General features: G+C 60.2%; 25 protein-coding genes. 10 read left to right on the top strand and 15 right to left on the bottom strand.

Annotated features, from left to right (window positions below):
• Positions 1-77: 77 nt before the first annotated feature.
• From thrC to ffh, 9 genes are all read right to left on the bottom strand, one after another.
• Positions 78-1,487, bottom strand: coding sequence for a threonine synthase (thrC, locus tag HU727_RS17950; RefSeq protein ID WP_186532854.1), 1,410 nt, complete (start codon positions 1,485-1,487; stop codon positions 78-80).
• 104 nt (positions 1,488-1,591) lie between these two features.
• Complete coding sequence (locus HU727_RS17945; protein WP_186532853.1) at positions 1,592-2,896, bottom strand: homoserine dehydrogenase; 1,305 nt, start codon at positions 2,894-2,896, stop codon at positions 1,592-1,594.
• 131 nt (positions 2,897-3,027) lie between these two features.
• Entirely contained in the window at positions 3,028-3,759 is a 732-nt protein-coding gene (gene dsbC / locus HU727_RS17940; protein WP_186532852.1) for a bifunctional protein-disulfide isomerase/oxidoreductase DsbC, read from the bottom strand.
• Positions 3,760-4,006: 247 nt separating this feature from the next.
• Positions 4,007-4,903 (bottom strand): site-specific tyrosine recombinase XerD, encoded by an 897-nt coding sequence (xerD, locus tag HU727_RS17935; RefSeq protein WP_186532851.1) that lies wholly within the window; start codon positions 4,901-4,903, stop codon positions 4,007-4,009.
• A gap of 135 nt (positions 4,904-5,038) precedes the next feature.
• Entirely contained in the window at positions 5,039-5,389 is a 351-nt protein-coding gene (rplS, locus tag HU727_RS17930) for a 50S ribosomal protein L19 (protein WP_003175895.1), read from the bottom strand.
• Between the two features lie 45 nt (positions 5,390-5,434).
• Positions 5,435-6,187, bottom strand: a complete 753-nt coding sequence (gene trmD / locus HU727_RS17925; protein WP_038860625.1) for a tRNA (guanosine(37)-N1)-methyltransferase TrmD — start codon at positions 6,185-6,187, stop codon at positions 5,435-5,437.
• Between the two features lie 2 nt (positions 6,188-6,189).
• On the bottom strand, positions 6,190-6,726 hold the full coding sequence (gene rimM, locus HU727_RS17920; RefSeq protein WP_186532850.1) for a ribosome maturation factor RimM: 537 nt from the start codon (positions 6,724-6,726) through the stop codon (positions 6,190-6,192).
• 5 nt (positions 6,727-6,731) lie between these two features.
• On the bottom strand, positions 6,732-6,983 hold the full coding sequence (gene rpsP, locus HU727_RS17915) for a 30S ribosomal protein S16 (RefSeq protein WP_003185073.1): 252 nt from the start codon (positions 6,981-6,983) through the stop codon (positions 6,732-6,734).
• Between the two features lie 310 nt (positions 6,984-7,293).
• A complete protein-coding gene (ffh, locus tag HU727_RS17910) occupies positions 7,294-8,670 on the bottom strand; it encodes a signal recognition particle protein (protein WP_008081630.1) in 1,377 nt (458 codons plus the stop codon).
• Between the two features lie 210 nt (positions 8,671-8,880).
• Between ffh and HU727_RS17905 the strand changes: the two genes are divergently transcribed.
• The 3 genes from HU727_RS17905 (at position 8,881) to HU727_RS17895 (ending at position 12,631) form a co-directional block, all read left to right on the top strand.
• Positions 8,881-9,693 (top strand): cytochrome C assembly family protein, encoded by an 813-nt coding sequence (locus HU727_RS17905; RefSeq protein WP_016771539.1) that lies wholly within the window; start codon positions 8,881-8,883, stop codon positions 9,691-9,693.
• Between the two features lie 12 nt (positions 9,694-9,705).
• Positions 9,706-10,938, top strand: coding sequence for a transporter associated domain-containing protein (locus HU727_RS17900; RefSeq protein WP_186532849.1), 1,233 nt, complete (start codon positions 9,706-9,708; stop codon positions 10,936-10,938).
• 376 nt (positions 10,939-11,314) lie between these two features.
• Entirely contained in the window at positions 11,315-12,631 is a 1,317-nt protein-coding gene (locus HU727_RS17895) for an MFS transporter (protein WP_186532848.1), read from the top strand.
• Positions 12,632-12,722: 91 nt separating this feature from the next.
• Here HU727_RS17895 and purT read toward each other — a convergent pair whose 3' ends face one another.
• The 5 genes from purT to HU727_RS17870 form a co-directional block, all read right to left on the bottom strand.
• Complete coding sequence (gene purT / locus HU727_RS17890) at positions 12,723-13,904, bottom strand: formate-dependent phosphoribosylglycinamide formyltransferase (RefSeq protein ID WP_186532847.1); 1,182 nt, start codon at positions 13,902-13,904, stop codon at positions 12,723-12,725.
• A gap of 100 nt (positions 13,905-14,004) precedes the next feature.
• Entirely contained in the window at positions 14,005-14,472 is a 468-nt protein-coding gene (locus HU727_RS17885; RefSeq protein ID WP_186532846.1) for a preQ0 transporter, read from the bottom strand.
• A 56-nt stretch (positions 14,473-14,528) separates the two neighbouring features.
• The gene (locus tag HU727_RS17880; RefSeq protein WP_186532845.1) at positions 14,529-14,744 is read right to left on the bottom strand and encodes a DUF1289 domain-containing protein; all 216 of its coding nucleotides are present in this window, start codon (positions 14,742-14,744) and stop codon (positions 14,529-14,531) included.
• Positions 14,741-15,265 (bottom strand): gamma carbonic anhydrase family protein, encoded by a 525-nt coding sequence (locus HU727_RS17875; RefSeq protein ID WP_186532844.1) that lies wholly within the window; start codon positions 15,263-15,265, stop codon positions 14,741-14,743. Before HU727_RS17875 ends, HU727_RS17880 begins: the two co-directional genes overlap by 4 nt.
• A 47-nt stretch (positions 15,266-15,312) precedes the next feature.
• On the bottom strand, positions 15,313-15,912 hold the full coding sequence (locus tag HU727_RS17870) for a CoA pyrophosphatase (RefSeq protein WP_186532843.1): 600 nt from the start codon (positions 15,910-15,912) through the stop codon (positions 15,313-15,315).
• A gap of 147 nt (positions 15,913-16,059) precedes the next feature.
• Here HU727_RS17870 and HU727_RS17865 point away from each other — a divergent pair, with 147 nt between their 5' ends.
• The 7 genes from HU727_RS17865 to nagE all read left to right on the top strand — a co-directional run bounded on the left by HU727_RS17865 (position 16,060) and on the right by nagE (position 24,666).
• On the top strand, positions 16,060-16,611 hold the full coding sequence (locus tag HU727_RS17865; protein ID WP_186532842.1) for an NUDIX hydrolase: 552 nt from the start codon (positions 16,060-16,062) through the stop codon (positions 16,609-16,611).
• Positions 16,612-16,715: 104 nt separating this feature from the next.
• Positions 16,716-17,231: a L,D-transpeptidase family protein gene (locus HU727_RS17860; RefSeq protein WP_186532841.1), complete on the top strand. Its 516-nt coding sequence runs from the start codon at positions 16,716-16,718 to the stop codon at positions 17,229-17,231.
• A 283-nt stretch (positions 17,232-17,514) separates the two neighbouring features.
• On the top strand, positions 17,515-18,246 hold the full coding sequence (locus HU727_RS17855) for a GntR family transcriptional regulator (protein ID WP_186532840.1): 732 nt from the start codon (positions 17,515-17,517) through the stop codon (positions 18,244-18,246).
• A gap of 23 nt (positions 18,247-18,269) precedes the next feature.
• On the top strand, positions 18,270-19,376 hold the full coding sequence (gene nagA / locus HU727_RS17850) for an N-acetylglucosamine-6-phosphate deacetylase (protein WP_186532839.1): 1,107 nt from the start codon (positions 18,270-18,272) through the stop codon (positions 19,374-19,376).
• Positions 19,357-20,379: an SIS domain-containing protein gene (locus HU727_RS17845; RefSeq protein WP_186532838.1), complete on the top strand. Its 1,023-nt coding sequence runs from the start codon at positions 19,357-19,359 to the stop codon at positions 20,377-20,379. Before nagA ends, HU727_RS17845 begins: the two co-directional genes overlap by 20 nt.
• Before the next feature lie 34 nt (positions 20,380-20,413).
• A complete protein-coding gene (gene ptsP / locus HU727_RS17840) occupies positions 20,414-22,927 on the top strand; it encodes a phosphoenolpyruvate--protein phosphotransferase (protein ID WP_186532837.1) in 2,514 nt (837 codons plus the stop codon).
• Between the two features lie 23 nt (positions 22,928-22,950).
• Positions 22,951-24,666 (top strand): N-acetylglucosamine-specific PTS transporter subunit IIBC, encoded by a 1,716-nt coding sequence (gene nagE, locus HU727_RS17835; RefSeq protein WP_186532836.1) that lies wholly within the window; start codon positions 22,951-22,953, stop codon positions 24,664-24,666.
• 422 nt (positions 24,667-25,088) lie between these two features.
• Here nagE and HU727_RS17830 read toward each other — a convergent pair whose 3' ends face one another.
• A complete protein-coding gene (locus HU727_RS17830; protein WP_186532835.1) occupies positions 25,089-25,400 on the bottom strand; it encodes a YqfO family protein in 312 nt (103 codons plus the stop codon).

Below are 25,400 nucleotides of genomic sequence, written 5' to 3'. Positions count from 1 at the left end.
TAACCCGAGCAGTGTGGCAGCAGAAACAAAAAAGCCCGTCAGGAGACGGGCTTCAAAATGTGACAGCTTTTGCAGGCTTAAAGCGGCTTGCCGCGGTTGCCATGCTGGCTGACAAAGGCTTGCACGGCTTTCAGGTCGTTTGGCAAAACCGTGCAGCGCTCGTTTCGCTCAAACAAATCAGAAAGATGTGTAGGCAGCTCGAGCGCTTTTCCTACACCCGCCTTCTCCACTGCATCCGGGAATTTCACCGGATGGGCAGTGCCGAGGATCACCATCGGGATGTCCAGGCTGCGACGGCACTCACGCGCGGCCTTCACGCCGATGGCGGTGTGCGGGTCGAGAACTTCACCGGTCTGCTCGTAAACCTCGGCGATGGTTTCGCAGGTCTGCGCATCGTCCACCGCCAGCGAGTCGAAAAGCTTGCGCGCTTCTGTCCAGCGCTCTTGTTCGACGCTGAAACTGCCGTCCTTTTTGAACGAGTCCATCAGCCCGGCAATCGCCGCACCGTTGCGACCGTGCAGGTCGAACAGCAGGCGCTCGAAGTTCGACGAGACCATGATGTCCATCGACGGCGACAACGTCGCGTGCAGGGTTTCCTTGACGTATTGATTGCCGCTCATGAAGCGGTGCAGGATGTCGTTGCGGTTGGTCGCGACGATCAACTGATTGATCGGCAGACCCATGTTGCGCGCCAGGTAGCCAGCGAAGATGTCGCCGAAGTTGCCGGTCGGCACCGAGAACGACACCGAACGCGCCGGGCCACCCAACTGCAAGGCTGCATGGAAGTAGTAAACGATCTGGGCCATGATCCGCGCCCAATTGATAGAGTTCACGGCCACCAGGCGTGTGCCCTTGAGGAAGCTCTGGTCAGCGAAGCTGTTCTTGACCATCTCCTGACAGTCGTCGAAGTTGCCTTCGATGGCGATGTTATGGATGTTCTCGCCGAAAATTGTCGTCATCTGGCGACGCTGCACTTCGGACACACGGTTGTGCGGGTGCAGGATGAAGATGTCGACGTTTTCGCAGTGCTTGCAGCCTTCAATGGCAGCCGAACCGGTATCACCGGACGTGGCACCGACAATCACTACGCGCTCGCCGCGCTTTTCCAGCACGTAATCAAGCAAACGACCGAGCAGTTGCAAGGCGAAGTCCTTGAACGCGAGGGTTGGGCCATGGAACAGCTCCAGCACCCACTCGTTGCCATTCAACTGACGCAGTGGCGCCACGGCGCTGTGCGAGAACACGCCGTAAGTTTCTTCAAGGATCTTTTTGAAATCGGCATCAGGAATGCTGCCGGTCACGAACGGGCGCATCACTCGGAAGGCCAGCTCGTGATACGGCAGGCCGGCCCACGAAGCGATTTCTTCATGGGTGAAGCGTGGCAGGTTTTCCGGAACGTACAGACCGCCGTCGGTGGCAAGACCGGCCAGCAGGACGTCTTCGAAATTCAGGGCCGGGGCCTGGCCGCGAGTACTGATATAACGCATAAGGGCAAACCTTTGGTTTGAGCGGCAAGCCTCAAGCTGCAAGCTGCAAGTAAAAGCCGAACCGCTTTGTCTTGCCGCTTGTAGCTTGCAGCTTGCCGCTGCTGTTAATTCAAATGTTCGACGCGGATCCGGACAACCGGACCGTCGACGCCTGCCAGCGCTTCAAGCGCGGTGATCGCATCGTTGATGCGCTGTTCCACCACGCGGTGGGTCAGCAGAATCATCGGCACCAGACCGTCGTGTTCTTCGACCTCCTTCTGCATGATCGATTCGATATTGATGCCGCGCTCCGACAGGATGCTCGCCACCTGGGCCAGTACACCCGGATGGTCCTTGGCGTGAATGCGCAGGTAATAAGCGCTTTCGCAGGCTTCGATCGGCAGGATCGGATGAGCCGACAGCGAATCCGGCTGGAATGCCAGATGCGGTACACGGTTTTCCGGGTCCGAGGTCATGGCGCGGACCACGTCCACCAGGTCGGCGATCACCGACGAAGCGGTCGGCTCCATGCCGGCGCCGGCACCGTAGAACAGCGTCGAACCCGCCGCGTCACCGTTGACCATTACCGCGTTCATCACGCCGTTGACGTTGGCGATCAGACGATCGGCCGGGATCAACGTCGGGTGTACGCGCAACTCGATGCCGGCGTCAGTGCTGCGCGCGACGCCCAGGTGCTTGATGCGGTAGCCCAACGCTTCGGCGTAATTGACGTCGGCAGTGGTCAGCCTGGTGATGCCTTCGGTGTAAGCCTTGTCGAACTGCAGCGGAATACCGAAGGCAATCGAAGCCAGGATCGTCAGCTTGTGCGCCGCATCGATACCTTCGACGTCGAAGGTCGGGTCGGCTTCGGCATAACCCAGCGCTTGTGCTTCGGCCAGCACGTCTTCGAACGTACGACCTTTCTCACGCATCTCGGTGAGGATGAAGTTGCCAGTGCCGTTGATGATCCCGGCAACCCAGTTGATGCGGTTGGCAGACAGGCCTTCGCGGATCGCCTTGATCACCGGAATGCCACCGGCCACAGCCGCTTCGAACGCGACGATCACGCCTTTCTCGCGTGCCCGGGCGAAAATTTCATTACCGTGAACGGCAATCAGCGCCTTGTTCGCGGTGACCACATGCTTGCCATTCTCGATGGCCTTGAGTACCAGCTCGCGGGCAACGGTGTAGCCGCCCATCAGCTCTATGACGATGTCGATCTCAGGGTTCGTGGCCACTTCGAAGACATCGTTGGTAATCGCAATACCGGTCGTCTGGAACTGAGGCTTTGGCGTGCGCATGGCAATTTGTGCCACTTCGATCCCACGCCCGGCACGACGAGCAATTTCCTCGGCGTTGCGCTGAAGTACGTTGAAGGTACCGCCACCGACGGTCCCTAACCCACAGATGCCTACTTTGACCGGATTCACTGTGAACTCCCCATGAAACGGCCGACGCAGGGTCGGCCGGAAAACAACCGCGTGCTCGCGGTTCTCTATTAATGGCCCGGCGATGTTGCCACCGGACCATGATCGTCAACGGCTGACCGTGACGATGCGAATTACTTCGCGCCCAGCGCCAGTTTGGCGACTTGTGGCGCAGGCTGATAGCCCGGAATGACTTGTCCGTCGGCCAAAACGATGGCCGGTGTGCCGTTCACGCCGATCGACTGACCGAGGGCGAACTGTTTGGAAACCGGGTTCTCGCACTTGGCGGCCTTGATTTCCTTTCCGTCGACCATTTTGTCCATGGCGGCTTTCTTGTCCTTCGAGCACCACACGGCTTGCAGCTGCTCGTCACCCGGCGAATTCAGGCCCTGGCGCGGGAATGCCACGTAGCGCACTTCAATGCCGCGCTTGTTCAGCTCAGGCACTTCGGCATGCAGTTTGTGACAGTACGGGCAGGTGGTGTCGGTGAACACAGTGATGTGCGATTTGGTTTCGCCCACTGCCGGATAAACCACGGTTTCGGCAACGGGAATGGCGTTGACCAGTTTGGAGACGCCCAGGCGTTCGGTCTTCTCGGTCAGGTTGACCGGTTTGCCGTCCTTGAGCTGGAACAGGTAGCCCTGAACGATGTACTGGCCATCGGCACTGGCATACAGAACGCGGCTGCCCTTGAGCTTGACTTCGTACATGCCTGGCAGCGGGCTGGCATTGATGCTTTCGACCGGAACCTCGAGTTCGAGTTTTTCCAGGCTTTGACGAATCGCTTTGTCGGCCGCGTCATCGGCGACGGCAAAGGTGCTGGCCAACGCAATGGCTGCGGCGGCGAAAATCTGGGTCAGACGCATGAGTACTCCTGAGGGCGGGCAAATGGAACGGTCAGAACGCCCGTGAAACACCGGGTCATAACCGTCCATCGTGCAAACCGGCAAAGCCTAACACATAAGGTCACGGTGGCCGAATGCGCCTGACACAAGACACAGAACTGATCTGTAGGAGCTGCCGAAGGCTGCGATCTTTTGATCTTTCTTTTGATTCGAAGAAATCAAAATCAGAATATCGCAGCCTGCGGCCGCTCCTGCCAAGGGGCTTTGTTCAACCTCGGGGATGGTGTTTGGCGTGAAGATCCTGCAGCCGTGCCCGAGCGACATGTGTATAGATCTGGGTCGTGGACAAGTCACTGTGACCGAGCAACATCTGCACCACCCGCAAGTCTGCGCCATGGTTGAGCAGGTGCGTTGCAAAGGCGTGTCGCAAGGTGTGCGGTGACAGCGACTTGCTGATTCCGGCAACCTTGGCCTGATGCTTTATCCGGTGCCAGAATGTCTGCCGCGTCATCTGCTCGCCGCGCAGGCTGGGGAACAGTACATCGCTGGGGCGGCCACCGAGCAATTCGTGGCGAGCATCGCGCATGTAGCGCTCAACCCAGACAATCGCCTCTTCCCCCATCGGCACCAGGCGCTCCTTGCTGCCCTTGCCCATCACTCGCAAGACACCCTGACGCAGATTGACCTGTTCCAGTGTCAAGCTGATCAGCTCAGTTACGCGTAAACCGCAGGCGTACAGCACTTCGAGCATGGCGCGGTCACGCTGACCAATGGCTTCGCTCAGATCAGGCGCCTTCAGCAGCGCTTCGACGTCGGCTTCTGACAACGATTTTGGCAACGGCCTGCCCAGTTGCGGCATGTCGACGCGCAATGTCGGGTCGACACTGATCAGCTTTTCTCGCAGCAGATAGCGATAAAAGCCACGCACGCCGGAGAGAAATCTTGCAGTGGAGCGCGGTTTGTAACCGTGCTCCAGACGCCAGGCCAGATGGTCGAGGATCAACTCACGCCCGGCGTCGATCAGCTCAAGGTTTTTCTCCAGCAGCCAGCCGTTGAACAGCGCCAGATCGCTGCGGTAGGCATCGCGGGTATTGTCCGACAGGCCCTTCTCCAGCCACAAGGCGTCGAGGAATTGATCAATCAGTGGATGGTCGATGGCAGGCATGGGCGCTCAGGTCAGGCAGTCTCGCAGACTGTCTGCAGATGTAGGGTTAACCGTAAGAATGGGCACTAGTGTAGTGAATTACAGGCAACAAAAAAGCAGCCCGTAGGCTGCTTTTTTCTGCATCGGAAGCTGGACTTAAGCCAGTTTTTCCTTGATGCGAGCTGCTTTACCCGACAGGTCGCGCAGGTAGTACAGCTTGGCTTTACGTACGTCACCGCGACGTTTGACAGCCATGCTGTCGATCTGCGGGGAGTAAGTCTGGAAAGTACGCTCTACGCCAACACCGTTGGAGATTTTACGTACGGTGAACGCACTGTTCACGCCGCGGTTACGCTTGGCGATTACAACGCCTTCGAACGCTTGCAGACGGGAACGATCGCCTTCCTTCACTTTCACCTGAACGACAATGGTGTCGCCTGGGGCAAAGGTAGGGATTTCTTTGGTCATCTGCTCTGCTTCGAGTGCAAGGATGATTTTGTTGGTCATGCTGTGCTCCTAAGGTAAATCAACTGATCTACCATCGATACGTTGTTAACTATCGTCCCGCTCGCGGATGTATTCCTCGAGCAGCTTCTTCTCTTCTCCAGAAAGCGAGCGGCTTTCCAGAAGATCGGCGCGTCGTTCATAGGTCCGACCAAGGGACTGCTGTAAACGCCAACGCCGGATATGCGCGTGATTGCCACTTAGCAACACGTCGGGAACACGCTGATCCGCATACACCTCCGGTCGGGTGTAGTGCGGGCAATCCAGCAGACCATCCGTAAAGGAATCTTCCTCAGCGGAATCCGCATGCCCTAAAGCTCCAGGCAGCAGTCGTGTAACCGCATCGATCAGGACCATGGCCGGCAGCTCACCGCCAGACAGTACATAGTCGCCAATCGACCACTCTTCATCGACATGAGCTTCAATAAAACGCTCGTCAATGCCTTCGTAGCGGCCGGCAATCAGGATCAATGCATCCGATTGTGCCAGCTCGCGTACCGCCGACTGAGTCAGCTGACGGCCTTGGGGGGACAGGTAAATAACCTTCGCCGCCTCCCCGGCTGCTGCCTTGGCCTGAGCCAGAGCATCTTCCAGGGGCTTGATCTTCATCACCATGCCCGGACCACCGCCAAACGGGCGATCGTCCACAGTGTGATGCCGATCCGTCGTGTAATCTCGCGGATTCCAACAGGTCAGCTGCAACAGCCCCTGTTTGACCGCACGACTGGTGATGCCGTAGTCGCCGATGGCGGAAAACATCTCGGGAAACAGACTGATCACTTCTACGCGCAAATTAGCCACGTTTAGAAGTCCGCGTCCCAATCCACCTTCATCTCGCCCGCTGCGAGGTCGACGGCCAACACGCATTGCTCGGTATAGGGCAACAGGCGTTCGCGATCATCCAGGCTGCCAGCGCAAGGCTTGACTACCATTACATCATTGGCGCCGGTTTCCAGAAGATGATCGATTTTCCCGAGCAACTGCCCGAGTTGATCAATGACCTTCAGACCTTCCAGCTGGTACCAGTAGTACTCGCCTTCAGTCAATTCAGCGAACATGTTGCGCGGCACACAGATCTCATAACCGGCGAGAAGACGGGCTTCTTCGCGATCATCAAGACCCTTGAGCTTTGCGACCAGGAACTTGTCGTTCCCGCGTCCACTGACCAGCTCGACCTGTTTCACATTGCCTTCGCGTTTGAGCGTCCAGGTTTTGTACTGCAACAGGTTTTCAGTCGGATCAGTAAAGGAATACACCTTCACTTCGCCGCGAACGCCATGAACAGAATAAATTTTGCCAATAACGATCAAATCATCGGCAACAGCAGGCGTCGCGTTCATATTGCTCAGGCCGCAGCCTTTGCAGATTCCTTCAACAACTGAGCAACGCGCTCAGAAGGTTGTGCACCAACGCTCAGCCAGTAGGCAACGCGCTCTTGGTTCACGGACAGACGGATTTCCTGACCACGGGCAACAGGGTTGAAGAAACCAACCTGTTCTTTGTGGGAGCCGTCACGCGGGTTACGCGAGTCGGTTACGGTCAGGTGGTAAAACGGGCGCTTTTTGGAGCCGCCAAGGGCAAGACGGATTGTTAGCATGTGAACATCGTTCCTGTAGTCGGTGCTGCAAATCTAAATGCACAGCGGGCATGGGTGCCCGAAAGGCCGCATATTCTAAGGAATATCCGGACTTTTGCAAATGACTTTTTCCGGCGCCTGTGGCATGCCGTGCAGATTTGCATAGAGAGCCGTCGGTTAAAACGGCCAGTCAGCTCCCGCCAAGTGCGGGTTTGCTGTTGATCCCGCATCCTTGCGGGGCCTGCGCCGGTGCGACGACCGGCGAGATTACAGTGTCCTGCCTCACCCATTTCACTGCCACAAGTGAGCAGAATGGGTGAGACGGGACACCTTACATTTTTGGCATGCCACCGCCGGGCAACATACCGCCCATGCCGCGCATCATTTTCGCCATGCCGCCTTTGGCGGTGAATTTCTTCATCATCTTCTGCATCTGCTTGTGCTGCTTGATCAAGCGGCCGATGTCCTGCACCTGGGTGCCCGAACCCATGGCGATCCGGCGTTTGCGCGAACCGCTGATCAGCTCAGGGTCGCGGCGCTCGGCCGGGGTCATGGAATTGATGATGGCTTCCATCTGCTTGAACTGCTTTTCTGCGGCATTCTGGGCGTTACCCATTTGCGACAGGTTGACGCCGCCGATGCTCGGCAGCTTGTCCATGAGCCCGCCGAGACCGCCCATGTTCTTCATCTGTTGCAGCTGATCACGGAAGTCTTCGAGGTCGAAGCCCTTGCCCTTCTTCAGCTTTTTGGCCAGTTTATCGGCCTTGTCCTTGTCGAGCGTCGCTTCAGCCTGCTCGATCAGGCTGAGCACATCGCCCATGCCGAGGATTCGCGAAGCGATCCGCTCAGGGTGGAACGGATCGAGCGCTTCGCTCTTCTCGCCCATACCGATGAACTTGATTGGCTTGCCGGTGATGGCGCGCACCGACAGCGCAGCACCACCACGGGCGTCGCCGTCGACCTTGGTCAGGATCACACCGGTCAGGGGCAGCGCATCGCCAAAGGCCTTGGCCGTGTTGGCGGCATCCTGACCGGTCATGGCATCGACCACGAACAGCGTCTCGACCGGGTTGATCGCGGCGTGCAATGCCTTGATCTCGCCCATCATCTCTTCGTCGATGTGCAGACGACCGGCAGTGTCGACGATGACCACATCGATGAACTTCAGCTTCGCTTCTTTAATAGCAGCGGTGGCGATGTCGACCGGCTTCTGGCTCAGGTCGGACGGAAAGAACGTCACGCCGATGTCGTTGGCCAGGGTTTCCAGCTGTTTGATCGCCGCCGGACGGTAGACGTCCGCGGACACCACCATGACCGACTTCTTCTTGCGCTCTTTGAGAAAGCGCGCCAGCTTGCCGGCGGTGGTGGTTTTACCAGCACCCTGCAGACCAGCCATCAGAATGACAGCGGGCGGCACGGCGCTCAGGTTCAAATCTTCGTTGGCCGCGCCCATCAGGCTTTCGAGTTCGGCCTGGACGATCTTCACGAACGCCTGGCCCGGCGTCAGGCTGCGCGACACCTCGGTGCCGACGGCGCGTTCCTTGACCGAATTGACGAAGTCCTTGACCACCGGCAGAGCGACGTCGGCTTCGAGCAACGCCATGCGCACTTCGCGCAGGGTGTCTTTGATATTGTCCTCGGTCAGCTTCGCCTTGCCGGTGACATGGCGCAGCGTCTGCGAGAGACGGTCGGTTAAGTTTTCAAACATTGCGCGATCCTTTCAGGCCCTGTACAGACCGGGATAATGGCGGCCCAGACCGGAATCAACATGTGCTCGGCGAGCCTGCGGCGTGGGCAGGTCGCGGATTATAGCGAAGACTGCGGCTGGCGGACACCTCGCCGTCAGCCTGCTGAGTCTTTCGTGCTGTGGCGGTTCTATGCCAAACTCAGCGCCTTTCGGGCTCGCCTAACAGGATTTATGCTCCCCTTGTCACCCAGTTTGCTGACCACCCTCGCCGCCGCCCTGCTCTACGCCGCTGCGACCGTCTATCAAAGCACCCGCCTGGCCACCGGCGCCAAGGCGAACAAACGCCTGCTGGTCAGCCTCGGCGTCTTCGCCGTGCTCGCCCACGGAGCCAGTCTGCTCACGCACCTGTTGACCCCGATCGGCCTGGGCCTGGACTTTTTCAGCGCCTCGAGTCTGATCGCAGCAGCGGTGATTGCCCTTACGCTGCTCGCCTGCTCGCGGATACCCGTGGAAAACCTGCTGGTGCTGTTGTTCCCGCTGGGCGCCATCACGGTGCTGCTGGCGCAGTTTGCTCCGACCGGCACGGTGCAGATCATTGATGAAGAGCCGGGCATCCTCGCCCACATTCTTTTATCGATCCTCGCCTACGGCATGTTCACCATCGCCGTGTTCCAGGCTTTGCTGCTATTGGTTCAAGACCACCAGCTCAAGCACAAGCACCCGTCCGGCCTGATCAAGAACTTTCCGCCACTGCAAACCATGGAAAGCCTTCTGTTCGGCTTTCTCTGGGCCGGCTGGACCTTGCTGTCGCTGTCGCTGATTTCCGGCTGGCTGTTTGTCGAGAACCTGTTTGCCCAGCATCTGGTGCATAAAACCCTGCTGGCGTGCCTCGCCTGGATCGTGTTCAGCGTACTGCTGTGGGGCCGCAATCGTCTTGGCTGGCGCGGCCACAAGGCGATTCGCTGGACGCTTGCCGGTTTCTGCCTGCTGATGCTGGCGTATTTCGGCAGCAAGCTGGTTCGCGAATACATTCTGCACATCTGACAGGCGGCTAAAATGGACGCTTTGCCCTTAGGGCCGATGCTTGCGGTATTTGTCCTGCTGATTTTATGGTCGGGGCTGTTTACTGCCGTCGAAATCGCACAGCAGCATTTGCTCGCACAACGCACCGCCTCGCGCGCCAGCGATAAACCGCTGGCAAAGCTGAGCTTCCCGCTCGACAGCCTGATCCTCTGCAACACGCTGTGCCGGGCGCTGGCGGTGATCATCGCAACGCTGCTGGCGATTTTCCTTTGTGAAGAAAACGGCCCGTGGGCAGCGTGCCTCGGTGCAGGCGCGATCCTCTTGGTGTTTGCCGATTATTTCCCGCGCGCCATTGCCCGACGCTATCCCGATGCCGTGTTGGCTTTCGGCAACTCACTGCTGGCCGTGCCGCTGAAGATCGTCTACCCGTTTGCCTGGATCTTCAGCCGCGTCAGTGGCTTGCTGATGAGCCCACTCGTGCGTAAGGCTCAGGTGGTCCGCCAGAGTGAAGATGACCTGCCGCCCGACCATCACGATGGCCCGGAGCATCCGGTCCACGCCCACCCGGTGTCGGGTATCCACGCGCTGGACAAGATCACGGTCAACGATATCCTGGTGCCGCGCAGCGATGTCGACGGCATCAACCTCGATGACCCGATCGAAGCGATCATCGAGCAACTGCGCGTCAACAAGCGTACCCGCCTCCCGGTATTTCACAGCGATATCAATCAGGTCGAAGCGGTACTCAACACCCGACAGATCGGCCATCTGCTCGACAGCGGCGGACTGACTCGTGAAGCCCTGCTCGCCGCCAGTTACGAGCCGTACTTTGTGCCGGAAAGCACGCCGCTGCAGCTGCAGCTGCTGAACTTCCACAAGCAGCAGCGTCGCCTGGGCATGGTGGTCGATGAGTATGGCGAAGTACTCGGCATCGTCACCCTGGAAGACATTCTCGAAGAAATCGTCGGCGAATTCGAAAGCGAGCACAGCCTCGATAATCCGCACATCCATCCACAGGCCGACGGGCGCATGGTGATCGATGGCGCCGCCTCGATCCGCGATCTGAACAAATGCCTGGGCTGGCATCTCCCGAGCGACGGGCCGAAAACCCTCAACGGGTTGGTGACCGAAGCGCTGGAGACGATTCCCGAGAGCGCGGTGTGCCTGAAGATCGGCCGCTATCGCCTGGAAATTCTCGAGACCGAGGACAACCGGGTGAGCAAGGTGATGATCTGGCATACGAGCTCAGTGCCCGCCAAAGTCTGAGCTTGGTGGCGAGGGAGCTTGCTCCCGCCCGGGCGCGCAGCGACCGCCAAATAATGGCAGCGCATCAATTACTGGGGGCTGCTTCGCAACCCAGCGGGAGCAAGCTCCCTCGCCACAGGGTATCGGTCGACTTCAGATTTCCGTTGCGCTTACATCCCCCCTTGTTTGATCGTTAGCCCCCTTCCTATAATCGAGGCGCTTACCCAAGCGCCGTCGATCCCTGTGCTTACCCGGCACTTCACGGATCCCGACTGTTTCCGCTGCAAACCGACGACTGTTCCTACTCGAAACAGCGCTCGCGCCCTACCCCACATCCCTGGGTGTTCAACCATAATAATTCGCTCCATTGGAGCTCATGACTGTCAGGGATCACCGCATGACGACCAGTACCGCTTACAGCGAAACCGCGCCTGCCCAGCCGACCAACTCCGCCACTCGCGTGGCGACGGCAAGTTTTATCGGCACCGCCATCGAATTCTACGATTTCTACGTCTACGCCACCGCCGCCGCGCTGGTGATCGGGCCGGTGTTCTTTCCGCAGACCTCGGGCACGGCGCAGATGCTTTCGGCATTTCTCACCTTTGGTATCGCCTTCCTCGCCCGACCGCTGGGCTCGGCCTTGTTTGGCCACTTCGGCGACCGCATCGGCCGAAAATCAACACTGGTCGCGTCGCTGTTGCTGATGGGCGTGTGTACAACCCTGATTGGCGTATTGCCGGGTTACGACAGCATTGGCGCCTGGGCACCGATTCTTCTGTGTGTGCTGCGCTTCGGGCAGGGGTTGGGTCTGGGGGGCGAATGGGGGGGTGCCGCGTTGCTGGCCACGGAAAACGCACCAAAGGGCAAACGCGCCTGGTTCGGCATGTTCCCGCAACTCGGCCCTTCGATCGGTTTTCTGGCCGCCAACGGTTTGTTCCTGGCCCTGGCCATGACCCTCGATGACGAGCAATTCCGTAGCTGGGGCTGGAGGATTCCGTTCCTGCTCAGCGCCGCGCTGGTGATGGTCGGCCTGTATGTGCGCCTGAAACTCCATGAAACCCCGGTATTCGCCAATGCTGTCGCTCGTCAGGAACGAGTGAAAGTGCCGCTGGTCGAGCTCTTCACCCAGTACTGGGTACCTACGCTGTTGGGGGCTGCGGCGATGGTGGTGTGCTATGCGCTGTTCTATATCTCGACGGTGTTTTCACTGAGCTACGGCGTCTCGACGCTGGGCTATAGCCGTGAAACCTTCCTCGGCCTGCTATGCTTTGCGGTGTTGTTCATGGCGGCTGCCACGCCGCTGTCCGCATGGGCGAGCGACCGTTACGGGCGCAAACCGGTGCTGATTATCGGTGGCGTACTGGCGGTGTTGTCCGGGTTTCTGATGGAGCCGTTGCTGACTCAGGGCTCGACCTGGGGCGTCGCGCTGTTCCTGTGCATAGAATTGTTCTTGATGGGCGTGACGTTCGCACCGATGGGCGCGCTATTGCCAGAGCTGTTCCCGACCCATGTGCGGTATACCGGCGCATCGGCGGCCTACAACCTGGGCGGCATTGTCGGTGCCTCGGCGGCGCCGTTCTTCGCCCAGAAACTGGTGGCGATGGGAGGTTTGAGCTATGTCGGCGGGTATGTTTCGGTGGCGGCGGTGCTGAGTTTGATTGCGGTGCTGTGTCTGAAGGAGACGCGCAATAACGATCTGAATCAGGTTACCTGACAGATCGCTATCGCGGGCAAGCCCGCTCCCACAGGGAAAGCGTTCCAGATGTGGGAGCGAGCCTGCTCGCGAATGGATGCCGCGGCTCGGTTTACAGCTCTACAACAACCGCCTGCGATGCACGAGTCGCCTTCGCACGAGCGGCCTCGATCGACTCATCCCGCGCCAGCGCCACGCCCATGCGGCGTTGGCCGTTGACCTCAGGCTTGCCGAACAGACGCAGCGCAGTGTCCGGCTCGCTCAACGCAGCACCTAGATTGGCAAATGCGGTCTGGGTCGATTGCCCCTCCACCAGGATCACCGCCGAAGCCGATGGTCCGAATTGACGAATCAGCGGTACCGGCAGCCCCAGAATCGCCCGAGCGTGCAGGGCGAACTGCGACAGATCCTGAGAAATCAGTGTCACCAGACCGGTGTCATGCGGCCGCGGCGACACCTCACTGAACCACACCTGATCGCCCTTGATGAACAGCTCAACGCCGAACAGGCCGCGACCGCCCAGCGCTTCGGTGACGGCTTTGGCCACGCGCTCCGACTCAGCCAGCGCAACCGGGCTCATGGTCTGTGGCTGCCAGGATTCCTGATAGTCGCCCTTTTCCTGACGGTGGCCGACCGGCGCACAGAAGGTGGTGCCGCCAACGTGGCGTACGGTCAACAACGTGATTTCGTAGTCGAAATCGATGAACCCTTCGATGATCACCCGACCTTTGCCGGCGCGACCGCCCTCTTGGGCGTAATCCCAGGCCTTTTGCACGTCATCAGCGCTGCGCAGCAGGCTCTGGCCCTTGCCCGACGAACTCATCACTGGCTTGACCACGCACGGGAACCCCAGATCCTCAACGGCTTTGCTGTAATCCTCGAAGGTGTCGGCGAAGTGGTAAGGAGAGGTCGGCAGGTCCAGCTCTTCAGCGGCCAGACGACGGATGCCTTCGCGGTTCATGGTCAGTTGAGCTGCGCGGGCGGTCGGGATCACGGTGAAGCCTTCGGCTTCCAGCTCGACCAGCGTGGCGGTGGCGATGGCTTCGATTTCCGGCACGATGAAGTGCGGCTTCTCGGCCTCGATCACGGCGCGCAGGGCGGCGCCATCGAGCATGTTGATCACGTGGCTGCGATGAGCAACTTGCATGGCCGGAGCGTTGGCGTAGCGGTCAACGGCAATCACTTCGACGCCCAGACGCTGCAGTTCGATTACCACTTCCTTGCCCAACTCACCACAGCCACACAGCAATACGCGGGTCGCGGTTGGCGACAATGGAGTTCCGATACGGGTCATCTCAGGTCCTCAAAGAAGCGGATCATCGAGGAAAGCGTCGCCAGGCGCACTTTCCATGGGGAGAAAGCGCGGCATTTTACATGAACCCGAGGGTTTGGCTTCAGCTGGCGACAGCCTGTTTGCGATCACGCCATGCCATGATCAGCCAGACGGCCGTGACGCCGGCGAACTTCGAGGCCAGCGCGGTGATGATTACCGGAGGTGTCAGCGCGTCGATCATGCCGAAAAAGATGAAAGTATCGAGAGGGATGCTCAGCGCCGAACTGATCCACAAGCGATCGCGCAAGGGTCGCCTGGTAATGCTGAACACCAGCCAATCGATGCACTCGGACACGGCGAACGCGGTGGCGCTGGCCAGCGCAATGGAAGGGTCGGAGGTGACATACGACAGCACCAGCGCGGCCAGCATCGCGACGATCGCGCCGTGGCCGAAACGTGTTTGCACCATGTCGCGCAGCACGAACACGAGACCACCCCAGGCCGACCAGATGATATCCAGGTGGGGCGCCGTGGAGAAGGCAAAGTTGATCAGCACGACGCTGCTGATGTAGGCGATGAGGAAAATCATGGAGGAGGCCTGTCGAATTGGCGCACAGATTACTCGAGTGTCCTGAAAAGCAAAATCTATTGGCTCGGCGTCTTGCCAATCATCCAGACTAATCCACTCGCCTTCGCCCGCTCATGACACAACCCCAGTACAACCCGGCGCTCTTCATTGGTCATGCGGCTCCAGCGCGTGATCTCCTCGACCGTGCGCTGACATCCGGTGCAGATATCTGCCTCATCCAGCGCACAGATGCTCACGCACGGCGAGGCGACGGGGCGTTCAGTCGGAGTCATTCTTCCTGCTCTTCCAGATCGCGCGCGTAACGCTGCGAGTTATGCACGTAATGTGCGGCACTGGCTTCGAGCATTTTCTTCTGCGGCTCCGTCAACTCGCGGACGACTTTGCCCGGCGAGCCCATCACCAGCGAACCATCCGGGATGTCCTTGCCTTCGCCGATCAGCGAATTGGCGCCGATGATGCAGTTCTTGCCGATCTTCGCGCCGTTGAGGATCACGGCATTGATACCGATCAGGCTGTAATCACCGACCGTGCAACCGTGAAGCATCGCGTTGTGGCCGATGGTCACGCCGGTGCCGATCGTCAGCGGATAACCCATGTCGGTGTGCATCACGGTTCCGTCCTGAACGTTACTGTTCTTGCCGATCAGGATCAGTTCATTGTCGCCACGCAGCACGGCGTTGAACCAGACGTTGGCGCCCTCTTCCAGCCGAACCTTGCCGACCAGCACGGCATTGGGGGCGACCCAGCTCTGTGGATGAGTGTCGACACGGGCGTCGCCCAGGCGGTATTTCATCTTGTTTTCCTCAGGGCAAACGGTGACAAGCCATTCGATTGATGGCTTCAGGTGTCGATAAAGCGTTTCGGCGGCCGATGCAGGCTGATTTTGGCGTCATAGAGCAGGTTGATCAACTCGACGATCATGATCGCCGTGAGTCCCCAGATCTTGTATTCGCCGAAGCGATAGCTTGGCACGTACCAACTGCGGCCCTGATAATCGATGCGGTGGGTATGTTCACGCGGGTCTTTGCGGAAGAATTCCAGCGGAACGCTGAAGACAGCGGCGATTTCGGCATCGTTTGGCTGGTATTCAACGAAGTCGGGGATCACGCCGACATAGGGCGTTACCTTGATGCCATGCAGGGAGATCAAGGGACTGAGCGGACCGATGACTTCGACAAGGCCTGGCGGCAGGCCGATCTCTTCCTCGGCTTCACGCAGCGCGGTGAAGATCAGATCAGGGTCTTCAGGATCGCGCCGCCCACCGGGGAAAGCGACTTCGCCACCATGAGTCGAGAGCCCGCTGGCACGCAGGGTCAGGACCAATTCTGGTTCGTCACCGCGGGTGATCGGCACCAGGACGGCGGCCTCGGGGAACCGTGCGTCGGTCTCCAGCGTGCGCGGTGTGTGGTTGCTTACCCTATGCAGTAGCTCGTCCAGCATGAGTGTTCTCGATCTGTGCCTTACTCCGCATCATGCACCAATCAAAGCGAGCACCCAAGCCCCCGAAACCCGTCATGTCGCGAAACGACAACTTGCCGACCGCCCCTGCTGCACGCCAAGATAGGCGCAGCATTCAGGAACCCCAGCATGAAATTTTGCAGCCACTGCGGTAACCCGGTCACCCAGCGCATTCCCGAAGGCGATTCGCGGCTGCGATTTGTCTGCGACAGCTGTCAGACCATTCACTACCAGAACCCCAATATCGTCGCCGGTTGCGTGCCGACCTGGGGCACCAAAGTGTTGCTCTGCCGCCGTGCCATCGAGCCGCGCTTCGGATACTGGACCTTGCCCGCCGGCTTCATGGAGAACGGCGAGACCATCGAACAGGCCGCCGTCCGCGAAACTGCCGAAGAAGCCTGCGCCCGAGTGCGCAACCTGAGCATCTATACGCTGATCGACGTGCCGCACATCAGTCAGGTGCATGTGTTCTTTCGCGCCGAGCTCGCCGATGTGGATTTCGCCGCAGGCCCTGAGAGCCTTGAAGTGCAGCTATTCGACGAAGCGGACATCCCCTGGGACGAACTCGCTTTCCGTACGGTAGGGCGTACCCTAGAATATTTCTTCGCTGATCGGCGTGCCGATGTGTATCCGGTCCGGTCCGAGTCGATACCGCCGCTGGTGCAGCCGGTCATCACCTGACAGCCGCACGACAGGCATTAAAAAAAGATCAAAAGATCGTCCGAACGCGGCCCGAACCTTCGGCAGCTACTACAATTTTGTGTCGTCCCTGGGGAATCGTTTCAATGCGCTGGTTGCTTGCCCTGCTTTGCCTGTCGTTCATCAGCGTTTCGCAAGCGTCATTCGTGACCACGGTGACGCCATCGAATACTCCGCTTATCGAAAAAGTCCTGGTGCTCAAGTCGATCCATCAACTGCAGTTGATCGCCGACGGCAAGCCGCTCAAGACCTATCGCATTTCCTTGGGCAAGGGCGCGAAAAAAGGGCCAAAGCTGATCGAGGGCGATAAGCGCACGCCGGAAGGGTTCTATTGGATCGACTGGCGCAAGACCAGCGAGAAATTCAACCTGTCGATGCACATTTCTTACCCGAACATCAGCGATGCCGCTCGTGCACGCCGTGAAGGCGTGGAACCCGGCGGCATGATCATGATTCACGGCACGCCGGACTCCGAAGACAATCCGGAGCAACTGTTCCACACCCTGGACTGGACCGACGGCTGCATCGCCATGCGCAACGTCGACATGCGCGAAGTATGGAATCTGGTGCCGGACGGCACGATGATTGAGATCCGCCCCTAATCCCTGACCACTGGTCACCTGCAAAAAAATAAATCAAAAGATCGCAGCCTGCGGCAGCTCCTACACGGGTGATACCACTCCCGATTGTAGGCGCTGCCGCAGACTGCGATCTTTTGCGTTGCACAGCCGACGTCTAATACCACTTCAAACCAGCCCTTCTGCAACCCTCGATTTCATTGGCCTGATGGCGATTTCACCGCGTTGACATGGTATTCAAGTGGTATTAGCTTCTGCCCCACAAGCGAGCCACAACAATCCTATACTCGCGGCGGAAACGGCCTACATGAACGACCTCCAAACCCTACGTCCCGACGACTCCCAGCCGACGCCGCTGTACCTGCAACTGGCGCGCAATCTGGAAGCGGCGATCCATTCCGGCCAATGGAAAGCTGAACAGGCGATGCCGTCGGAGCGCAATCTCAGCGACCAGCTCGGGATCTCGCGCGTCACTGCGCGCAAGGCACTGGAAGTCTTGCTCGATCAAGGTCTGATCCGCCGCCTGCAAGGTTCCGGCACGTTCATTACACCGCGTCTGGAACAACCGCTGTCGCGCCTGTCAGGTTTCAGCGAAATGCTGCGTCTCAAGGGCTTCGTGCCCAGCTCGCAGTGGCTGGAGCGGGACATCACCCTGCCAACCCACGAAGAACTGATCCGCCTCGGCCTGTCGCCAAACGACAAGGTGGCGCGCATGAAACGCCTGCGCAAAGCCGACGACACCGTCATGGCCATCGAGATGAGCACCCTGCCCGCCTCGATCATGCCCAAGCCGCAAGCGGTGGGCGATTCTCTGTACGAATACCTCGACGGTATCGGCAAACCCATCGTCCGCGCCTTGCAGCACATCCAGGCCATCAACGCCTCGGACGAATTTGCCGCGCTGGTCGGTATCGCCCCCGGCACCGCCATGTTGCTGATGACCCGGGTCGGCTATCTGGAAGACAACACGCCAATCGAAGTCACCGACACCTATTGCCGCAACGACTATTACGACTTTGTTGCAGAGCTGCGTCGGTAGGCAGCCACAAGCGAGAACCGAAAATGTCCGAAGACAACATCCTCACCGCCAGCGGCTGGGTTCGCGGCCGGCTGATTCACGAACACGGCAAGGTCGTGTCGATCGAAGGCGTGCCCTGCGATCCGGCCGGCAACGATCTGCCATATCTGCTGCCGGGCTTCATCGACCTGCACGTTCATGGCGGCGGCGGTAAAGACATCATGGAAGGCGCCGACGCCTTCGAAACCATCACCCGAACCCATGTGCGTTTCGGCACCACATCGCTGCTGGCCACGACCATGACCGCGCCGAGTGCCGAGATCTCCAGCGTGCTGAAGGACGTAGGCGAATTCTGCGAACAGCGTCCGAAAGGCACCGCGCGGGTTCTCGGCGTGCACCTGGAAGGTCCGTACATCAACCCCGGAAAACTCGGCGCCCAACCGAACTTCGCCCACACCGCGTTGATGGCCGAAGTCGAAGACTATCTGGCGCTGGCGCCGATCCGCGTCATTACCATCGCTCCGGAAATCGCCGGTCACGCTGGGTTGATCCGTGAACTGAGCAGCCGTGGCATCCGCATGCAAATCGGCCACACCCTGGGCAGCTACGAAGAAGGCGTTGCGGCACTGGATGCCGGAGCGACCAGTTTCACGCACCTCTATAACGCGATGAGCCCGCTGCATCACCGCGAGCCGGGCATCGTCGGGGCGGCGCTGGCTCATGCGAAATTTGCCGAACTGATTCCCGATCTGCTGCATGTCCATCCGGGTGCAATCCGCGTGGCCCTGCGCTCGATCCCGTGCCTGTATTGCGTCACCGATTCCACCGCCGCCGCCGGCATGCCCGACGGTGAATACAAGCTCGGCAGCCACACCGTGACCAAATGCCTGGGCGGCGTGCGCTTGCCCGACGGCACATTGGCCGGCAGCACCCTGACCATGGATCAGGCCCTGCGTAATCTGGTGAAGATCGGTCTGCCGATCGCCGAGGCTTCGCAACGGCTGTCGCAATTTCCCGCCGATTACCTCGGCATCAACGAACGTGGGCGCCTCGCCCCCGGCGCCTGGGCCGACTGCGTGCGGCTGGATCGCTCACTCACACTGACCGCCGTCATGGTCGAAGGAGAAGACATTGACTTCAAAAATGCTTGAAGAGGCGCTGTCCTCTTTCGAGGCCGTGCAAGCCCAACTGCAGCAGCTCGATCCACAAATAATCGAGATCGCCGGTCGCCTGCGCCGCCAGCCACCGCAGGTTGCAATGACCGTGGCGCGGGGCAGTTCCGACCATGCGGCGAGCTACTTCGCCTACCTGACCATGCAACATCTGGGCGTGCCGGTGGCGTCGTTGCCGATGTCGGTGGTGACCATGCAACAGGCGCCGCTGAAGGTCAGCGGTCAGGTGGCATTTGCGTTTTCGCAATCGGGCCAGAGCCCGGATCTGGTCAACAGCCTGCGCTTGTTGCGCAAGCGTGGCGCGCTCAGTGTGTCGATGGTCAACGCCGCCGACTCGCCACTGGAGGCGGCATGTGAATTCAGCGTACCGCTGCTGGCCGGTACCGAAAGCAGCGTCGCCGCGACCAAAAGTTTTATTGCCACGCTCAGCGCCAGCGCCCGTCTGATTGCGCACTGGAAAGAAGACGGCGAACTGCTCGAAGCCGGCAACGCGCTGCCCGAAGGCTTGCGCGACGCGGCAAAACAGGACTGGAGCGTGGCCATCGAGGCCCTGCGCGACTGCGAACGCCTGATGGTCATCGGCCGTGGCGCAGGCTTTGCCATCGCTCAGGAAGCGGCGCTGAAATTCAAGGAAACCTCGGCGATTCAGGCCGAAGCCTTCAGCAGCGCCGAAGTCCGTCACGGCCCGATGGCGCTGATCGATGAACACTATCCGCTCCTGGTCTTCGCTCCACGCGGCGCCGAACAGGCCGGGCTGCTGAGCCTGGCGGCAGAAATGCGCCAGCGCGGCGCCCGCGTCTTGCTCGCTGCGCCGGACGATGTCACTGAACGCGACCTGACCCTGACCCGCGCCGAGCACCCGGCTCTCGATCCGATCCTGGCCATCCAGAGCTTCTACGTGATGGCCGCGGGTCTCGCCGTTGCCCGCGGCATGGACCCGGATCAGCCGCGCCATCTGAGCAAAGTAACTCGCACGCATTAAGCCCGACTGACTGCACACCTGATGAGACCCAGCCATGCCCGACAACAATAAAGAGCTGACCCTCAGCGCCCCGCTCAGCGGCCCGGTGCTCACGCTTGCCAAGGTGCCGGACGCGGTGTTTGCCAGCGGCGCAATGGGCGATGGCATTGCCATCGATCCCATCAACGACACGCTGTATTCGCCCTGCGCCGGCGTGATCATCCACGTCGCACGCAGCAGCCACGCCGTCACCGTACGCGCCGACAACGGCGCGGAAATCCTCCTGCATCTGGGCCTCGACACCGTTGAGCTCAACGGCGAAGGTTTCGCGATGCTGGTCAAGGAAGGTGACCGCGTCAGCCAGAGCCAGCCGCTGTTGCGCTACGACCTCGACAAAGTCGGTCAGCAGTGCAAAAGCCTGATCAGTCTGTTGATTCTGACTAACAGTGCGGACTTTCATCTGCGCCCGATCACGCTCAAAGCGGTGAAAGTCGGCGAGCCGTTGCTGCACATCGTCGCCCGCAACGCTGAGGCGGCGAATGCCGAAGCTGTCGCCGGTCCCGAGATTCATGGCCAGGTGCGCGTGGCTCATCGCGGCGGTTTGCACGCACGCCCCGCCGCGCTGATTCGCCAGACGGCACAAGGCTTCAAAAGCCAGGCGCATCTGCACTTCGCCGGCAAATCCGCACCGTGCAACAGCCTGATCGGATTGATGGGGCTCGCGGTTGGCGAGCAGGATGAAGTGCAGGTCAGCTGTCAGGGGCCGGATGCCGAGGCTGCGTTGCAAGCGCTGCTTGCAGCGTTGGCTACCGCGCTGCCCGATGATCATCACGCTGCGGCGCCGGTCTGCGTTGCAGCACCAGAACGGCCTGTCGAGGCCGGCACGCTGCACGGCGTTTGCGCAGCGCCGGGACTGGTCGGTGGGCCACTGTTTCGCTTGAGCACGATCAGTCTGCCGACGGACGCTGGCAACAATGATCCCCTTGAGCAAATGCCTGCACTCGAAGCGGCGTTGAATCATGTGCGTTGCGAAATCGACGGCACGCTCACCCAGGCAAAAAAGCAGAAAAACGCCGATGAAGAAGCAATCTTCGCCGCGCATCTTGCATTGCTCGAAGATCCGGCCCTGCTCGACGCCGCCCGGCAATCCATCGCCCAAGGCACCGCCGCGACCCACGCCTGGAATCAATCGATCGAGGCGCAATGCACCGTGCTGCAAGATACCGGCAGTGCGCTGCTGGCCGAGCGCGCCAACGACCTGCGCGACCTCAAGCAACGCGTATTGCGCGCCCTGCTTGGCGAGGCCTGGCATTACGATGTACCAGCCGGCGCCATCGTCGCTGCGCATGAACTGACCCCGTCGGATCTGCTGCAACTCAGCGCGCAGGGAGTCGCCGGGTTGTGCATGGCCGAGGGCGGCGCAACGTCGCACGTGGCGATCCTGGCGCGCGGCAAAGGTCTGCCGTGCCTCGTTGCCCTGGGCTCGGCATTACTCGATCAGCCGCAAGGTCACGCGGTGGTGCTCGATGCTGACGGTGGTCGCCTCGAACTGACGCCAAATGACGAGCGTCTGGCCGAGGTCAATCAAGCGCAAATAGATCGCCAACAACGGCGCGATGCACAGCAAGCCAACGCTCATCTGCCTGCCGAAACCCGCAATGGCGTGGCCATTGAAGTCGTCGCCAATGTCGCCTCAAGCCATGAAGCGGCGGACGCTTTTGCCAACGGTGCCGATGGCGTCGGCCTGTTGCGCACGGAGTTTCTGTTCGTCGACCGCCAGACTGCGCCGGACGTCGAAGAGCAGCGCCTCGCCTATCAAGGCGTGCTCGATGCCATGGGTGAAAAATCAGTGATCATCCGCACCATCGACGTCGGTGGCGACAAACAGCTCGACTACCTGCCGCTGCCCGCCGAAGCCAACCCAGTGCTCGGCCTGCGCGGCATTCGTCTGGCCCAGGCGCGACCGGAAATCCTCGATCAGCAACTGCGCGCGCTGCTGCAAATCCGCCCGCTTCAACGTTGCCGGATCCTGTTGCCGATGGTCACCGAAGTCGGCGAACTGCTGCAGATTCGCCAGCGCGTCGAAGCCCTGTGCCTTCAGCTCGGCATTGCTCAGCGTCCGGAAATCGGCGTGATGATCGAGGTCCCCGCCGCCGCGCTGCAAGCCGAGCAACTGGCCGAACACGCCGACTTTCTCTCGATCGGTACCAACGATCTCTCGCAATACACCCTGGCCATGGACCGCGACCACGCAGGTCTGGCCGCGCGGGTCGACGCCTTGCACCCGGCGCTGCTGCGACTGATCGCCATGACTTGCGAAGGCGCGGCGGTGCACAAGCGCTGGGTCGGCGTCTGCGGCGCCCTCGCCTCCGACCCGCTGGCGACGCCGGTGCTGATCGGCCTGGGCGTGACCGAACTGTCGGTGAGCCCGGTGCAGATCGGTGAAATCAAGGACCGCGTGCGCCAGTTGCACGAAGCCGAATGCCAGCGCCTCGCCCGCGACCTGCTCAAGCTGAGCAGCGCCGCAGCGGTGCGTGAGGCCTGTCATCAACATTGGCCACTGCGCTAACAAAAACAACAAGGACAAACGCCATGTATCAACTCTTCATCGAAGGCCTGCAACGCCTCGGCCGCGCACTGATGCTGCCCATCGCGATTCTGCCGATTGCCGGTCTGCTGCTGCGCCTGGGCGACACCGACCTGCTCGACATCGCGATCATTCACGACGCCGGCCAAGTGATCTTTGCCAACCTGGCGATGATTTTCGCCATCGGCATCGCCGTCGGTTTCGCCAAGGACAACAATGGCACCGCCGGCCTGGCCGGGGTCATCGGATACCTGGTGATGATCTCGACCCTCAAGGTGCTCGACTCGACCATCAACATGGGCATGCTCGCCGGGATCGTCAGCGGCCTGATGGCCGGCGCGCTGTACAACCGCTTCAAGGACATCAAGCTGCCGGAGTACCTGGCGTTCTTCGGCGGCCGGCGTTTCGTGCCGATCGTCACCGGCTTCGCAGCGGTCGGGCTGGGCGTGGTCTTCGGCTACATCTGGCCGCCGATCCAACACGGCATCAACGCCTTCGGCGCGCTGATGATGGAAAGCGGCAGCCTCGGCGCGTTCGTCTTCGGCGTGTTCAATCGTCTGCTGATCGTCACCGGGCTGCACCACATCCTCAACAACATGGCGTGGTTCGTGTTCGGCAACTTCACTGACCCGACTACGGGTGCGTTGGTGACCGGAGACCTGTCGCGCTACTTCGCCGGCGATCCAAAGGGCGGCCAGTTCATGACCGGCATGTTCCCGATGATGATCTTCGGCCTGCCCGCTGCCTGCCTGGCGATGTATCGCAACGCCCTGCCGGAACGGCGCAAGGTCATGGGCGGGATATTCCTGTCGATGGCGCTGACCTCATTTCTGACCGGCGTGACCGAGCCGATCGAATTCGCCTTTATGTTTCTCGCGCCGTTGTTGTACCTGCTGCATGCATTGCTGACCGGACTGTCGATGGCGATTACCAATGGCTTGGACATCCATCTGGGTTTCACTTTCTCGGGCGGTTTCATCGATATGATCCTCGGCTGGGGCAAGTCCACCAATGGCTGGCTGGTGATTCCGGTGGGCCTCGCCTATGCAGTGATCTATTACCTGGTTTTCGACTTCTGTATCCGTCGTTTCAACCTGAAGACACCGGGGCGTGAGGACGTGGCGACGGCGCAGAAAGCGGTTTTTGCGGAGAACGAACGTGCCGGGGCTTACATCAAGGCCCTCGGTGGCGCGGAGAATCTGCTCACCGTGGGCGCCTGCACCACGCGGTTGCGGCTGGAGATGGTCGATCGCAACAAGGCCTCCGATGCTGATCTGAAAGCGCTGGGTGCGATGGCCGTTGTGCGCCCCGGCAAGGGCGGGAGTCTGCAAGTGGTGGTCGGGCCGCTGGCGGACAGCATCGCTGACGAAATTCGCCTGGCGATGCCGGCATTGGGGCGTGCGGTGCTTGCTGAATCCGCTGCAATTGTCGACGAGCCAAAAGCGCTGGTGATCGCGGCTTCGCAAGCGCAGCAATGGTTGAAAGCGTTGGGCGGCGGCGACAATGTGCTGCAACTCGATTGCATTGCCATGAGCCGGATCCGCTTGCAGTTGGCGGATGGCAAAGCGTTGTCCGAAGCGCAGTTAATGGCGCTGGGTTGCAAGGGCGTCAGCCAGTTGGAGGGTGGCGTCTGGCACCTGTTGGTGGGCGACAAGGCTGCCAGTTTGAGCGGAGCACTTTTGGCACTGGTCAAACGCAGCGAAGTCAGCGCCAAGGCCTGACCTGGAGCTCCTACACGGGAATGACGACACCTCAATAATTCGTCGGCTGTCAGGCTGCCTTCGCGAGCAGGCTCGCTCCCACAAGAGTAAAGCAAAGCAAAGCAAAATCAGCCTGGCCCCACGCGGCGAAGCCGCCCCGCTCAGACAATGAGCGTTAGCTCGAGTACCGCTTGATCCTGATCGCAGCGACCGTTTGGCGCAGCCAAACACATCGAAAGGAGGTGCAGCGAAACAAACCGGCGGCGATGCGCCCGGATCGATTCCGGAACGAAGGAACCCCGAGCTCCAGCGAGCGGGCCGAACGTTGGGGCACAGACCTTTGCTTCCTTTGGGCCGTTAAATGAGTCAGGCAAGAAACCGTGGCCAACAAAAAACCCGCTGAAATCACTCTCAGCGGGTTCCCTGTCTCAGCAGCAGAAAGATCAGAAATCCTCCAACCGCCATACCTCATAAGCCGGCGTCTCATACGGATGGCTAAGCTTCAACGCCGCCACAACAGCAACGATCAACTCATCCGCCACGACAAGCTCCACCTTCCATTCCTCAACCTGCTCGACCCGCCCCGCCTCACCCATGAACGGCTGACTCCCGTCCAAAGGTCGAAACTGACCAGACCCGAGCACCTGCCAGGCGCAGTGGTCATAGTCACCGATCCGCCCACCACCGGCAGCGAACACGGCACCCTTGACCACCTCGACATGACTGTCAGGAACAAAAAACGCGAGCTTGTACAC

Source organism: Pseudomonas khorasanensis (genome assembly GCF_014268505.2).
In the GTDB taxonomy this organism is placed as follows: Bacteria; Pseudomonadota; Gammaproteobacteria; order Pseudomonadales; family Pseudomonadaceae; genus Aquipseudomonas; species Aquipseudomonas khorasanensis.
Note: the sequence above shows the minus strand (reverse complement) of the source record. Positions and strands in the feature narration are given on the sequence as shown.

What these genes read in the sequence shown, in the direction of transcription:
- thrC (WP_186532854.1), bottom strand. Translation starts at nt 1,487, where the DNA reads ATGCGTTATATCAGTACTCGCGGCCAGGCCCCGGCCCTGAATTTCGAA.
- dsbC (WP_186532852.1), bottom strand. Translation starts at nt 3,759, where the DNA reads ATGCGTCTGACCCAGATTTTCGCCGCCGCAGCCATTGCGTTGGCCAGC.
- xerD (WP_186532851.1), bottom strand. Translation starts at nt 4,903, where the DNA reads ATGCCTGCCATCGACCATCCACTGATTGATCAATTCCTCGACGCCTTG.
- rplS (WP_003175895.1), bottom strand. Translation starts at nt 5,389, where the DNA reads ATGACCAACAAAATCATCCTTGCACTCGAAGCAGAGCAGATGACCAAA.
- rimM (WP_186532850.1), bottom strand. Translation starts at nt 6,726, where the DNA reads ATGAACGCGACGCCTGCTGTTGCCGATGATTTGATCGTTATTGGCAAA.
- rpsP (WP_003185073.1), bottom strand. Translation starts at nt 6,983, where the DNA reads ATGCTAACAATCCGTCTTGCCCTTGGCGGCTCCAAAAAGCGCCCGTTT.
- ffh (WP_008081630.1), bottom strand. Translation starts at nt 8,670, where the DNA reads ATGTTTGAAAACTTAACCGACCGTCTCTCGCAGACGCTGCGCCATGTC.
- HU727_RS17905 (WP_016771539.1), top strand. Translation starts at nt 8,881, where the DNA reads ATGCTCCCCTTGTCACCCAGTTTGCTGACCACCCTCGCCGCCGCCCTG.
- HU727_RS17900 (WP_186532849.1), top strand. Translation starts at nt 9,706, where the DNA reads ATGGACGCTTTGCCCTTAGGGCCGATGCTTGCGGTATTTGTCCTGCTG.
- HU727_RS17895 (WP_186532848.1), top strand. Translation starts at nt 11,315, where the DNA reads ATGACGACCAGTACCGCTTACAGCGAAACCGCGCCTGCCCAGCCGACC.
- purT (WP_186532847.1), bottom strand. Translation starts at nt 13,904, where the DNA reads ATGACCCGTATCGGAACTCCATTGTCGCCAACCGCGACCCGCGTATTG.
- HU727_RS17885 (WP_186532846.1), bottom strand. Translation starts at nt 14,472, where the DNA reads ATGATTTTCCTCATCGCCTACATCAGCAGCGTCGTGCTGATCAACTTT.
- HU727_RS17880 (WP_186532845.1), bottom strand. Translation starts at nt 14,744, where the DNA reads ATGACTCCGACTGAACGCCCCGTCGCCTCGCCGTGCGTGAGCATCTGT.
- HU727_RS17875 (WP_186532844.1), bottom strand. Translation starts at nt 15,265, where the DNA reads ATGAAATACCGCCTGGGCGACGCCCGTGTCGACACTCATCCACAGAGC.
- HU727_RS17870 (WP_186532843.1), bottom strand. Translation starts at nt 15,912, where the DNA reads ATGCTGGACGAGCTACTGCATAGGGTAAGCAACCACACACCGCGCACG.
- HU727_RS17865 (WP_186532842.1), top strand. Translation starts at nt 16,060, where the DNA reads ATGAAATTTTGCAGCCACTGCGGTAACCCGGTCACCCAGCGCATTCCC.
- HU727_RS17860 (WP_186532841.1), top strand. Translation starts at nt 16,716, where the DNA reads ATGCGCTGGTTGCTTGCCCTGCTTTGCCTGTCGTTCATCAGCGTTTCG.
- HU727_RS17855 (WP_186532840.1), top strand. Translation starts at nt 17,515, where the DNA reads ATGAACGACCTCCAAACCCTACGTCCCGACGACTCCCAGCCGACGCCG.
- nagA (WP_186532839.1), top strand. Translation starts at nt 18,270, where the DNA reads ATGTCCGAAGACAACATCCTCACCGCCAGCGGCTGGGTTCGCGGCCGG.
- ptsP (WP_186532837.1), top strand. Translation starts at nt 20,414, where the DNA reads ATGCCCGACAACAATAAAGAGCTGACCCTCAGCGCCCCGCTCAGCGGC.
- nagE (WP_186532836.1), top strand. Translation starts at nt 22,951, where the DNA reads ATGTATCAACTCTTCATCGAAGGCCTGCAACGCCTCGGCCGCGCACTG.